This is a genomic window from Collinsella sp. LCP21S3_A3, from assembly GCF_052118905.1.
Classification (GTDB): domain Bacteria; phylum Actinomycetota; class Coriobacteriia; order Coriobacteriales; family Coriobacteriaceae; genus Collinsella.
Map to the genome: position 1 here is coordinate 30,902 of NZ_JBQKGH010000014.1, position 12,875 is coordinate 43,776.

Here is a 12,875-nt window from a genome sequence, read left to right on the forward strand (position 1 = left end):
AACGCACGCGGCGACCGCAAATAAAGCGACCCCCAGCACACAAAGCTTTGCGCTGGGGGTCGAATACACGATCGCCGGTGCGCCACTGGAGTAACGCACCACAATCACCTAGCCCTTCGCGGGGATGACGGTAATGCCGTCCGCCGTGATGGACAACTGGTTGCGATAATCACCGTAAACCTTTGCGACCACGCCGGTGGGAATGACGTGCTGATTGACGGGAATCTCGATATCGTTCGAAACCTTGATGGAAAGCTTCTCGAAACGATTGCTGACCACCTCGCCTTCGTTTTGGTGATACTGCGTGTTATCGGTTGTGATCACCACGTCGATCTTGGTGCCGCGATGCTCTTTGGTGTTTTAATCAACCCATTTACCACCTCCGACACAAAGGAAACGCTTGCCTTTCGCAAAAGCTTCCCAATCGAACTTCATAAACTGATTCAATTTCCTCATACTCGAACTCCTCTCAATCCAATTATTTGCTGACTCCGCGTTGCGGCTCGCCGTGGACATCGAGATAGAGGCGCAGGACGTTGCGCAAGATCTCCTCGACATTTCTTGTTGCGGCATGAAGATCATCGTCCCCAAACATTGCCCCATGGAGCTTCGTGTGGGCACAAAGAATCTGGCGATACATGACGCGAGAGAACATCTCTTCGGCCTTCAGGGCATGTCGAACAGCTCGTTCAGAACAAGTCGGCATGCTCGCCGAAGACTCCTTTATAGACGACATTGCCGTACTGGTTGTTGAGATGGAGCCGCATTCAAACGGTCCGCGCATGATCTTCGGTCGGGTCATACACACCTCTTTCCTAAAATTGGATATTACCGACGATTCGTCAACCGTCATCGAGCACTCGGTGAGCACATCATGCCATAAGCTTCTGAGCTGGGATTATTTCGCAAGGACCTGTCGTTCTCGACGTCCTCTGATGAGAAGAAGTGGGGCGTAATGATGACAAAGTATTCAATCACGGAACAAACACAATTTAATAATCACCCAGATGGGGCAAATATGGACATCCAGATATTGAATCGTCGGTATCGTTGGTGTCGCTGAGCCTTCAGGCTGAGGGGGATGGGCCATTTGCGCTGAGTTGCTTGCAAAACGGGGGAGGGGATATCAGAAGAAGGCGGCTTGCAGAAGACATGCCTGAGCGCTAGAGGAGGGGCTGACCAATAGTGTGCTCCTCTTCTGGGGCCAAATCCAAGCGGAGGGGGCATGAGGCCGAGAGGAACTGCTCGTCATGGCTCACCAAAACAAGCGCGCCGGGAAAGGCGGAAAGCGCTCGCTCGAGTGCCTCCACCGAGTGCAGGTCCAGGTGATTCGTGGGTTCGTCCATGACGATGATTTCGGGGGCATCTAGTATACCGCGGGCGAGCATGAGCTTCCGCAGCTCCCCCGGGCTGATGTTCTCGCCGGACAATATTCGTTCGGGATCCGAATTGAGTTGCGCAACGATCGAAAGCAGGGCTCCACGTTCGGCTTGGGGCAGGTCCTTGATTTCCGAGAGGAATTCAATTGAGGATGAATCGTCGACTTCCTGAGGGATATACAGCGTGCGAATGTCCAATCCCGTGGCCTTGCGGCCTTCCAATATCTCCAGGATATGCTTGACCAGTGTTGTTTTCCCCGCTCCGTTGGGGCCGCTTATGCCCAGATGATCGGTATTTCCCAGATAAATCTCGGGAACCCGCAAAGATTGCCTCGGGCCGCACGGTATGCGATCTGAGCTGACGTGAATCAGTGTTTTGCGCGGGCTGGGTTGCGCTTCCATCCACAAGGTGCTTTCGTAGCGCTTTTCGACATGGTGGGCGTCGACGGCGGCTTGCGCGCGCTGGATTCGGGAGTCCATGCGCGAAGCGAGCTTGCCCGCAACGCCGTCTCTGCCAGTGAGAATGGCGAGTTTGATTCGTGCTTTCGCGTCGTGATCCTTCGGATCGACATGACGGGCGCTTCTCTTGGATGCGGACCGTGAGGCGTTTTCAACGCGCCTGATATACTCAGCCTTCATGCGCTTTTCTTCGGATCGCGCAATCGATTTGGCCCGCGCCGCGCTTTCGCGCTCCAGATTCGCCTGCGAGCGAGCTTGGGAGTAGTTGCCGGGGCGCATGGTGACGTGCCCCGACTCAAAGCACAGGCAGTCATTTGCCAAGGAGTCGAGCAACGCACGGTCGTGCGAGACGAGGAGGCCAATACCCTTGTACTCGGCGAGTGCTTTGCAAATCTGCCTTCTGCATTCTGCGTCCACATGGTTAGTCGGTTCATCCATTGCCAGAAGATCGGGATTCTGCCAAAGCGCGACGGCTATTTGAATTTTCTTCTGCTCGCCACCGGAGAGCTCGGAAAAACGCCAGAGCATATCATCGGTGATGCGGAGCATCCTTCTGAGGTGCGTGGTCGCCGGGGCGAAGTCGCACGCAAAATCGAAGAGCATGGGCGGTTCGACTCCGGCTTCTTGCGCGCAATATGCGGAGACGAGACGCGGTGAAACGACGCCGCGATCTGGAATCAGAAGTCCGCACGCAATGCGGACGAAAGTTGATTTCCCGCACCCGTTGTCTCCGACGATGCCGTGCCAGCCGGGGGCAAATGTCGCCGACACGTTGTCGAGTGCGGGCATTGCGCTGCCAGGATATGCATAAGTAATATGGGAAAGAACGAGGGTGGTGGAGCTGTTCAAATTGGTTCTTGACATTGTGCCTCCTCGGCATGGGAGGCCGCGTTTTGCCGCATATGCTCTGATTGGCTCGTTCCGACCAACGTGAACGCCCGTCGACTCGAGTCAAGCTGAAAGAAAATGAGTCGACGGCAATGCTCGCAAAGGTAGTGTTTAGGATATACGAGGATCAGTGAAAAGACGATACGACAAATGTGCAGCCAGATTTATTCTTGGATAGATGGCAATTTGCAAATTGGCGTCGATATGTATCGTCTACAGCTTCACGAATCCTTTTCCTTTCCGGGGCGCTGGCTTGGCATATGGGCCTGCGCTGAATTCTTCCGTAGAGTCTAACAAAGCAATAATGCGGACGCAAGGAGGCGTTGCGTCTGAAAGCACGCCATTGCGTTGGACGCTTGAAGGGGTTTGCAAGTCGATTGAAAGAATACTAGTGCATCCGCTTCTTGTAACTAGCATGCGATGGTGGGCGTCGTTGTTAGCGCCGGGCGATTTTAGCCGCTAATAGTCAACCGATTTTGACCAATCCCGGTCACCGAATAATGGCCACCGTGCCTCCCCGCCGCCACTACGCTGGTGGCGCCAACACGCCGCCCTCGACAGGCTGCTCGACAAGGCGTCGGTGTTCGTGATGCGGGGCCCGAGCTACCGCGGCAGGGGGCTCGACACGTACTCGGTGGAGGCCGTCCCCCAGGCGGTGAAGGTGAGGGGGATCCAGCCCGAGGGGATGTAGGAATGCGATAGGAAAGTCATAGATGCGGGCGTGTTGGCCAAAATGGGCCGGCCGGGATTGGTCAATCTCGGCCGACTATATTTGGCTAAATTTTTCCGACACTAACATCGTGAATGTTGAGCGAGGTCATCGACTTGATTTTTCTGGTGTTTGAGATATTAGCTTTCGCGATTTACCCTCCAAATTGCAGAGGTTTGAGACGACCGGAAAGGAATGCTTATGCTCGATTCTCCGTTCTTCAGCTACTGGGGAAAGGCGAAAGGAGTTGCTTTTCTCCATCACGGCAATATCGCATCGGGGCTCAAAGTCGTAAAAACGTCGTAAGGTACGCGATATGGTTCGCCGGGATCCTAACTAGCTAGGCATTTTTCTGAATCTGCAGATGTTCCCATGACAGATAAACAGTACGCGTTGCATAGGGCGATACCTTTCATATAGAAGGCTGCTAAAGAGTCGAAGCCGGGCGCATGCCAAGTTTTATTTCTTGGCCAGTTTGAAGTAGCGCTCAAATATCAATTCGAAAACGTAATAGAACATCAATCGACTGTCGAGGTCCATGCTGCCCAAGCGGATTTCTTTTTGCACGGTGTAGATAGGGTAGTCGGCTAGTTTCGAGAGGGAATTTCGAGAAAAGCCGGTGAGCGTGACGACCTTGCACCCACGCGTTTTGGCTATCGATGTGGCGTCAATAGACACCTGCGTCTCGCCGCTTACGGAAACGCTGAAGACCAGGTCGTTTTTGCCGAGGAGTTCTGCGTAATGCCTCATGACGTGGCGTTCACTGAGCGTATCGGTGTTCTTGCCCATAATTTTGAGCTTTTCAGCCATCTCGAGGCACGGGTATTTCGAAAAGCCCGAGCAGAAGAAGACGATATGCGAGGCGTCCTGGATAAGACTCACAACCGAATCGATGACCCGGTCGTTAAGCAGATCTTTGGTCTGTACGAGCTGGGTATCAAGAGGAAGTGCCTCGATAGTGAATCGATTGCGATCGAGCGAGGCGGAATACGATTGTTTGAGCTCCGTAAACCCCGAGAAGCCAAGCTTGTGGGCAAGCCTGACGATTGTATTGGGAGCGACGAAGAACCGTTCGGCAACGCTCTTAAGCGTGACATCGTCAATATCATCACGCAGCTCGATGATGTAGCGCATGATCTCGCTTTCGAGATCGTTGAGCTTGCTCTCGCCAGCTCGCACATGATCATAAAAAGATTCTTGATCTTTCATAAGATGTTTCAGCCCCTCGCACCTCGCCGTACATATGGTACCGCTTTGTGTAGCCAGGTGAGAAATCGGTAATCGGTCAAGATTGCATATTGCCCATGAACTGGGCAAACGCGCGTGTCTGCCTACACATATCTGTGTCGTGAGCGAAATCATGTGTCCCCGTTTCGCATTGGCCCACACGGGGACTTGCAAATGACCTTATGTCGCAAAATACCAATCGAAACGAAGCAAGCCGAGGACAGCCGCGGAGCCCAAGGTCTTCGAGAACACCGATCAGCCAACCCTGGAGGGACGGAACATGAAGGATAAGCTCAATATTGTGATCGTTGGCGGCGGCTCCACGTGGTGCCCTGGCATTCTTAAAGCCCTGACCAAGCACATGGACATTCTGCCGCTGAACCGCGTGATGCTCTATGACATCGATGCCGAGCGCCAGCGTCCGATCGGCGAGTTTGGCAAGATTCTCTTCGCCGAGGAGGAGCCCGGTGTGGAGTTTGGTTACACCACCGATAAGGACGAGGCTTACACCGACGTCGACTTTGTGCTCTGCCAGATTCGTACCGGCGGCTACGAGATGCGTAGCAAGGACGAGAAGATTCCGCTGCATATGGGAATCATCGGCCAGGAAACGGTGGGCCCTGGCGGCATGGCTTACGGTATGCGCTCCATGCATGACATGGTTGAGATCGTCAACGACGTTCGCGCCCATAGCCCGGAGGCGTGGATTATCAATTACACCAATCCGGCTGCTATTGTGGCATATGGTCTCGAGCGCGTCCTGCCCGATGAGCATCGCGTTCTCAACATCTGCGACCAGCCTGTCAACCTCATGCGCTCTTACGGTCGCCTGCTCGGTCGCGATATGAGCAAGACGGAGCCTGTGTACTTTGGCCTCAATCACTTCGGTTGGTTCAAGCACATCTACGATGAAGAGGGCCATGACCTCGTCCCGCAGATTAAGGAGTACACGGAGAAGAACGGCTTCCTTCCTGCCGATGCCGAGCAGCGTGACCAGTCCTGGCTTGATACCTACGCCATGGTCAAGGATATGCTCGAGGACTTCCCCGACTATCTGCCCAACACTTATCTGCAGTACTATCTGTATCCCGAGTACAAGGTCGCTCACCTCGACCCCGACTACACTCGCTCCGACGAGGTTATCAACGGTCGCGAGAAGCGCGTGTTCGCCGAGTGCGAGCGTGTTGCCAAAGTCGGCACCGCAAAGAACTCCTCGGTTGTGCAGAACGATGCTCATGGCGATATGATCGTGGAAATCACCTCGGCCATTTATCGCAACACCAACAAGACCTTCATTGTCATCGTGCCCAACAACGGCATTATCGAGGGTATGCCCGATGACGCCATGGTCGAGGTCGCGGCAAGCGTGGGCGCCAATGGCCCGCAGCCCTATGCTGTTGGCAAGATTGGCACCTTCTATCGCGGTCTTATGGAGAACCAGTACGCCTATGAGCGCCTGACTGTTGAGGCTTGGATGGAGGGTTCCTACGAGAAGGCCCTGCAGGCACTCACGCTTAATCGTCTGGTCGGTGACGCAAAGAAGGCGCGTAAGGTGCTCGATAAGCTCATCGAGGCCAATAAGGATTACTGGCCGGAGCTTAAGTAGCTAGTTCCATAGCGTTTGATAACTGTTATGGGGCGTGTGGGTTGTAGAACTGCACGCCCCGTTTCTTTAAGAGGGGTATCCCATGAACAAAGATGAGCTGCTGGCAAAGTTCCAGCGCTTGGGCAAAGTCCTCATGACGCCTGTCCTGATCCTGCCAATCGCCGGCATCCTTCAGGGCTTTGGCAATGCCTTTACCAGCCCCACCCTTACGGCAGCTGTTCCCTGGCTTGCTGCTCCGGGCTTTGCGATTTTCTTTTCGATTCTTAAGGCCGCAGCCGGCATCGTTATGAGCAACATCCCGGTTATCTTCTCGATTTGTCTCGCCTATGGCTTCGCCAAGTCCGAGAAGGCTACCGCGGCGCTTTGTGGCTTTTTGGGCTACATGTGCATGAATTCCGTGATGGGCACGTTCCTCACGGCGACTGGCGTTATCGATCCCGCTAATCTTACGACGGGCCAGAGCACGATCCTCGGTATCACCACGCTCGACACGGGCGTTATCGGCGGTCTTAAAGGGACAGTCCGTTTGTCACATTCCATGCCTTAGAAACTTGCAAATTCTGCAAGTTTCTAAGGTAACATCTTATAAACTTGCAAAAAATGCAAGTTTATAAGATTTCATGTCTGGTCGGGCGCTAGGGAGACTCTATGGATATCGTTCGCCGAAGCCGTTATCTTGATCGACTCATTGCTTTTCAGGATACCGACCTCATCAAAATCGTGACGGGCATACGCCGTTGTGGCAAATCAACGTTATTGGACATGATGAGGGACTATCTGGCGCAACAGGGGGTGCCAGCCGAGCGTTTGCTGACCTTTAAGATGGAATCTCTAGAGTACGCGGGAATTACGGATTATCTGACGTTTTATCGTATGGTTCGGGAGCGCATCGACGGCATCGATCATCCCTACCTGTTCTTTGACGAGCTCCAGAATGTCGAAGGTTGGGAAAAGGCGGTCAACTCGCTCCGAGTGGATTTGCCGTGCGATATCTATGTCACGGGCTCCAATGCCTTTTTGCTATCGAGCGAGCTCGCAACGCTTATCTCGGGCCGATATGTCGAGGTCAAGATGCAGCCTCTCACGTTTGGCGAATATCTTGATTTTCGCTCGATTGATGCGGTCGCCGCTGAAGGGCTTGGTGAGAGGGTCGAACTTGTTTCCAAGACGGGCGATCGCCTTAATTCAAATACCGTGCTTGAGCAGTACATAACCTATGGCGGCATGCCGTTTCTGGCCCATGATGAGCCGAGACGTGAGCTGTGTCGCGACTATATCCGTAGCCTCTACCAGACGATCGTCGCGCGCGATATCCTGTCGCGTGTGACGCGTAGGGGTCGCGGAGCTATCACCAAGCGCGATGTTCTCGAGCGGCTCTGTGCGTATCTGGCAGACAACATCTCCAACCAAACCTCGGTCAACAAAATCGTAGGGACGCTCAACGAATCAGCGGGCGGTAAGACCAACGCATCGACGGTGTCGGCATATATTGACGCTCTGGAAGAGACGTACCTGTTTACCAAAGTAAAAAGGTATGACATCAAGGGGCGGGAGCTTCTTAAGACAGGCGGTAAATATTACATAGCTGATACGGGAATTCGCAGCTATCTTGACGGATATAGAGGTAGCGATAGCGGAAGGATGCTCGAGAACGTTATCTACAACCAGCTTGTCTTTGAAGGATACGAAGTGTTTTGCGGCCATCTACGCGCGGGGGAAATCGACTTTGTCGCAATCGGCGAGGGATCAGACCGCAAATATATCCAGGTTACCGAACGGATCGATGCCGAGGCGACGAGGGAACGCGAGCTGCGACCGCTCAAGCTAAGCACGCTAGGAAAAATTCCTGATTCGTATGAGAAGATCCTGATTGTCAGGGATGGCGACCATCCAACGGACATCGATGGCATCAGAATCGTGGGGGCAGTCGACTTCTTGTTGAGAAATAAGATTACCCGCGGCTAAACGTAAACAGATCCGTTTCGATGCGACAAAGGAGCAGTCCTTTTCGCATTCCGTGCGAGCCCTCGTGCCGTCTGGGGGTATAAGGCTAGCAAGTGTTTATTTGCGAGGCCTAAGGGGCGCCCCGTATGGATATCGATAACTTTGAATGGTGGTATAGCGAGGGCGAGGTTCCGGACGAGGAGTGGGACGAGCCCGCGCCGCATGACGTGTCGAGCGACGAGGACGAGAGCGGCAACGATGCCGTCGAGACGGACGCCGCTTCCGACTCGGCCGAACCCCTAACCTTTGAACAGGCCTGGGCCCAGGCTGAGGCCGACGAGGCAAAGGCCGACGCCACGGCCACACTGGGTGAGCCGGTCGACATGTCCATCTCGCCGGCAAGGACCCCACAGCCGCGTCACACTATCGACCCCGACAGCACGGCATCCTTCAGCATTCTCGACGTGCCCGCGCAGGGCGCCCAGGCGCCTGCGCCCACGCATCGCCCCGATCTGGCTCGCGAGGAAGGCGCGGGCCGGCGCTCTCCGCTCGGCCCCATCCTCATCGCCTTCATGGCCGGCGTTATCGCCTGCTCGGCAATCGGCAGCGTTTGGAGCCATGTTGAGCAGCAGCGCCAAGACGCCGCCAAGGTCGAGATCTCCGTCGAACAATCGCTCAACCGTACGCGCTCGGTGCATGTGTCGGTCGAGGTCAAGGACGGCGCGACGTGGGATACCGCGCGCGGCGACAGCCAGATGCTCATTCATATCGTGGGCCGTACGCTCAAGGGACAAGCGATCGACGAGCACCAATACGTCAATTCCGAAGGTGACGGTATCGAGCTCAAGCCCGGCGACTACGAACTTACGGTCGATGAGCCACCTGTCGCCACCGACGGCACGCGTTTTCGTGCCTCGAAAAGAATGGTTCCCGCGAGCTTTAACTCGCGGGCGCCCGATACGGTCGACACCACCTCGCAGGGCGGGTTTGACCTTTACGTGGATACCCAGTAGGCGCTCGCCGCCCATTTCCGCTATGGCTACTCAATAATCGCCTGCCGTCCCGTCCCGCCGCCAAGAGTGGGACAATAGTCCTCGACACTATTGTTTACTTTTGGAGGAAGTAGCATGTCTACCGTCACTACCATCAGGCGCGGCGGCCTCACCGCGGCCATCGATTCCATGGGCGCCCAGCTCACGAGCCTTGCCCTCAACGGCAACGAGTATCTGTGGCAGGGCGATCCCGCTTTTTGGGGCAAGCATGCGCCCATCCTGTTCCCCATTGTGGGCTCGCTGCGCAACAACACGGCGACGTCTGCGGCCGGCAGCTGCGAGATGGCGCGCCACGGCATCGCGCGTATCGTGGAGCACAAGCTGGTCGAGGTGTCGGAGGACGGTTCGTCCGTCACCTACGAGATCACCGATACGCCCGAGTCGCTCAAGGCCTTCCCGTTCCACTTTAAGCTCAACATGACCTATGCCCTGACTGGCGACGCCACTCTTACGCAGACCTTTGCCGTCACCAACACCGGCGACGTGGACCTGCCGTTTTCGGTGGGCGGCCACCCCGCATTTAACGTGCCCGTTCCCGGTGCCGAGGACGAGGCGTTCGAGGATTACGAGCTGGCGTTTACCGAGGCTTGGACTAACGAGGCCCCCATCATCACGCCCGATGGCCTTATGACGTTCGAGGGAAGCTACAAGGCTCCCGATAACTCGGACGTGCTGCCCATCACACACCGCAGCTTCGACAACGACGCCATCATGTTCACCGATACCCCGGGCTCCACGCTCACGCTGCGCAGTCGCAAGTCGGGCCACGGCGTCAAGATTGACTTCGAGGGCTTTAAGTACATTGGCGTGTGGTCTGCCGCCAACGACGCCCCGTTCGTGGCGCTCGAGCCTTGGACCGGACATACCACCATGGACACCGAGGACGACGTCTTCGAGCACAAGGTCAACACCATCACCTTGGCTCCCGGCGCCACCGACAAGCGCGCCTTCGAGGTTACGCTGCTCTAGAGAGCGGGGGCCATCGGCCGCGTGCTCGAGGAGCGCGGCGTTGAACTTGAATACCTGATCGACGAGGGTGACTACCGTATTGTTTCGGCTGCCGAGTACGGCGCGGGCGAGGGCTGGCTTATGCATGCCGACCTTGCCGAGAAGGGCTATGCCGATATCGTGCTCAAGACGAAGAGCGAAGGCGGACATTCGTCCAATCCCTACGGCGGCACATCGCTCGAGGTATTGAGCCGCGCTATCGCCGCAATCTGCGATATCGAGTGGCCGACGCGCGTGACCGATCTGCTTGCCGCGCAGCTTGTCGAGTTGGGGCTCTACACGGCGGATGAGATTGCCGCCAACGGAGGCGTCATTGTTCGCGACTGCCTCGCCAGCAACAAGCTCTATCCGCTCGTGACCACTACCTGTGCGCCCACGCAGATTGAGGGCGGCAGCACTGGCGCCAACGTGATGCCGCAGGATATGTGGGCCAATATTAACTTCCGCATGCTCGAGGGCACGGGCGTGGCTGATGTTGTTGACCGTTGCCGCGAGGCCGTTGCCGCTGCGGGCCTTACCGGGCGCGTGGAGGTCGAACTTGGCCCCGGCAGCTCAGAACCTTCGCCGTCCCCACGTGTTGGCGGACCGGGGCTCGAGGCCGTTCGCACTATTGCCGCCCGCTACTTTCGTGATCAAAAGGGGGCGGAGGAAAACGTACCGAATGCGGCGGGCGGGGCTGCTGTCGGCATTGTGCCCTCAACTGTGATCGGTGCCACCGATGCGGCTAACTATCAGCGTATTTGCTCTGAATGCATTCGCTTTTCGGCGTTTGTGGTCGACGATGACGAGTGCGATCGCGGTGTCCACGGCACCAACGAGCGCATTACCCGCCGTGCCTACCTCCAAGGTGTCAGCTTTTTCATCGCTCTGCTTCAAACGCTCTAGAATGTGACAAAGCGACAGCCCCTTTGTTAACCGTTGTAGTCGTTGGGGACGTTCTTAAACGACTCGTCGTTAAGGAACGTCCCCAACGACTACGTCCACTCATTCCGTGCGGGTTATATGCAGGTTTGCCTGCGCACGCTATCATATATGGGTTAGACCGCAACTATGTACCCTATACGCGAAGGGATGCGCATGTATCTGAAAATCGACATGTTCTAGCTGGGCTTACCCCGCAACGGCGCCATGCGCCCCATCAATTCCGCCGATTTTCACCTTCACGCATATAAAGGAGTTCCGCCATGCGCGACAAGCTCGAAAAGATCATCAAGGCCTACGAGGAGCTCGAGAAGAAGCTTTCCGACCCGGCCGTCGCCTCCGACATCAAGGAGTTCACGCGTCTCAACAAGGAGTACGCGCACCAGTCCGACCTCATTGCCGCTGCGCGCGAGTACATCGGCGCGCTCGACGACATCGAGGCTGCCAAAGAAATGCTCCGTGACACTACCGATGCCGACGAGAAGGAGATGCTCCAGATGGACATCTCCGAGAACGAGGACAAGCTTCCCCAGCTTGAGGAAGACATCAAGTACATGCTCATCCCGAGTGACCCCAATGACGACAAGAACACCATCGTCGAGATCCGCTCCGCCGCAGGTGGCGACGAGGCGGCCATTTTCGCCGGTGACCTGTACAAGATGTACCAACGCTTCTGCGAGTCGCGTGGCTGGAAGACCACCGTGCTCGACTCCAGCCCCAGCGAGGCCGGCGGTTTTAAGTCCATCGAGTTCAAGGTCGAGGGCGACCGTGTCTACTCCGTCATGAAGTTCGAGTCCGGCGTGCACCGTGTCCAGCGCGTTCCCAAGACCGAGTCCCAGGGCCGCATCCAGACCTCCACGGCAACTGTCGCCGTGCTTCCCGAGGCCGAGGAGATCGACGTTCAGATCAACCAGTCCGACCTGCGCATCGATACCTACTGTGCCTCCGGTCCTGGCGGTCAGTGCGTTAACACCACCTACTCCGCCGTGCGCATTACCCACCTGCCCACCAATACCGTGGTGCAGTCGCAGGAGCAGCGTTCCCAGATTCAAAACCGCGAGGTCTGCATGCAGATGCTGCGTGCCCGTCTGTACGAGATGGAACTCGAGAAGCAGCAGGCCGAGCTCGGCGCCGAGCGCCAGAGCCAGATTGGTCACGGAAACCGTTCCGAGAAGATCCGTACTTACAACCAGCCCCAGGACCGCGTGACCGACCACCGTATCGGTTTCAACTCCACCTACAACGGCGTCCTTCTGGGCGACCAACTCGGTGCCGTCATCGAGGCGCTTGCCGCCGCCGAGCGTGCCGAGAAGCTGGCACAGGCCGTGTAGTAGGTTCCGCCGTTCTACCGAACGGCGGACCGGCCGACGCTGCGCGCCGCCCAGGGCGACAATTTGTCATTCAAAAGGCAAGGCATGACCAGAAGGTCTATGCCTTGCCTTTTTCATGCCAACTTATTCGCCCTGGACGTCGCTCGCTCATATGACCCAATCCGCTGTCAAGAGCCACAATGGCCCCGCCGACCGCTTGCAATCGGTCGGCGGGGCCTGCCGTTAACCCGTCCCGGTCCGCCCCGGCATGTCATCGACGCCTTCGGCTCAGTCTCATATCCGCGGATACCGTTCTGTCGGCCCGCACTCCATTCCTTCGGCGGGGTTCCCCAAGTCTGTCGAGGCGCATGC

The 12,875-nt window shown here is 56.5% G+C and carries 11 protein-coding genes; 7 read left to right on the forward strand and 4 right to left on the reverse strand.

Annotation, left to right across the window (positions count from 1 at the left end):
- Positions 1 to 108: 108 nt before the first annotated feature.
- The 4 genes from ACTQ0H_RS07485 to ACTQ0H_RS07500 form a co-directional block, all read right to left on the reverse strand.
- Positions 109 to 324: a hypothetical protein gene (locus ACTQ0H_RS07485; RefSeq protein ID WP_117743463.1), complete on the reverse strand. Its 216-nt coding sequence runs from the start codon at positions 322 to 324 to the stop codon at positions 109 to 111.
- A gap of 154 nt (positions 325 to 478) precedes the next feature.
- Complete coding sequence (locus ACTQ0H_RS07490; protein ID WP_117734898.1) at positions 479 to 802, reverse strand: hypothetical protein; 324 nt, start codon at positions 800 to 802, stop codon at positions 479 to 481.
- A 361-nt stretch (positions 803 to 1,163) separates the two neighbouring features.
- Positions 1,164 to 2,702 carry an ATP-binding cassette domain-containing protein gene (locus ACTQ0H_RS07495; protein WP_441016970.1) on the reverse strand — a complete coding sequence of 513 codons (1,539 nt, stop codon included), beginning with the start codon at positions 2,700 to 2,702 and terminating at the stop codon, positions 1,164 to 1,166.
- Positions 2,703 to 3,894: 1,192 nt separating this feature from the next.
- On the reverse strand, positions 3,895 to 4,644 hold the full coding sequence (locus ACTQ0H_RS07500) for a MurR/RpiR family transcriptional regulator (RefSeq protein ID WP_117757480.1): 750 nt from the start codon (positions 4,642 to 4,644) through the stop codon (positions 3,895 to 3,897).
- Positions 4,645 to 4,942: 298 nt separating this feature from the next.
- Here ACTQ0H_RS07500 and ACTQ0H_RS07505 point away from each other — a divergent pair, with 298 nt between their 5' ends.
- The 7 genes from ACTQ0H_RS07505 (at position 4,943) to prfA (ending at position 12,524) form a co-directional block, all read left to right on the forward strand.
- Positions 4,943 to 6,268 (forward strand): 6-phospho-alpha-glucosidase, encoded by a 1,326-nt coding sequence (locus tag ACTQ0H_RS07505; protein ID WP_089573127.1) that lies wholly within the window; start codon positions 4,943 to 4,945, stop codon positions 6,266 to 6,268.
- Positions 6,269 to 6,350: 82 nt separating this feature from the next.
- Positions 6,351 to 6,815, forward strand: a complete 465-nt coding sequence (locus tag ACTQ0H_RS07510; protein ID WP_441548027.1) for a PTS transporter subunit EIIC — start codon at positions 6,351 to 6,353, stop codon at positions 6,813 to 6,815.
- Between the two features lie 101 nt (positions 6,816 to 6,916).
- Positions 6,917 to 8,233 (forward strand): ATP-binding protein, encoded by a 1,317-nt coding sequence (locus ACTQ0H_RS07515; RefSeq protein ID WP_427719709.1) that lies wholly within the window; start codon positions 6,917 to 6,919, stop codon positions 8,231 to 8,233.
- Between the two features lie 125 nt (positions 8,234 to 8,358).
- A complete protein-coding gene (locus tag ACTQ0H_RS07520; protein ID WP_441548028.1) occupies positions 8,359 to 9,225 on the forward strand; it encodes a hypothetical protein in 867 nt (288 codons plus the stop codon).
- Positions 9,226 to 9,339: 114 nt separating this feature from the next.
- Positions 9,340 to 10,233, forward strand: a complete 894-nt coding sequence (locus tag ACTQ0H_RS07525) for an aldose 1-epimerase family protein (RefSeq protein WP_427719707.1) — start codon at positions 9,340 to 9,342, stop codon at positions 10,231 to 10,233.
- A 21-nt stretch (positions 10,234 to 10,254) separates the two neighbouring features.
- Positions 10,255 to 11,157, forward strand: coding sequence for a peptidase dimerization domain-containing protein (locus ACTQ0H_RS07530; protein ID WP_441548029.1), 903 nt, complete (start codon positions 10,255 to 10,257; stop codon positions 11,155 to 11,157).
- Between the two features lie 299 nt (positions 11,158 to 11,456).
- Positions 11,457 to 12,524 carry a peptide chain release factor 1 gene (gene prfA / locus ACTQ0H_RS07535; protein ID WP_154518366.1) on the forward strand — a complete coding sequence of 356 codons (1,068 nt, stop codon included), beginning with the start codon at positions 11,457 to 11,459 and terminating at the stop codon, positions 12,522 to 12,524.
- Positions 12,525 to 12,875: the final 351 nt, after the last annotated feature.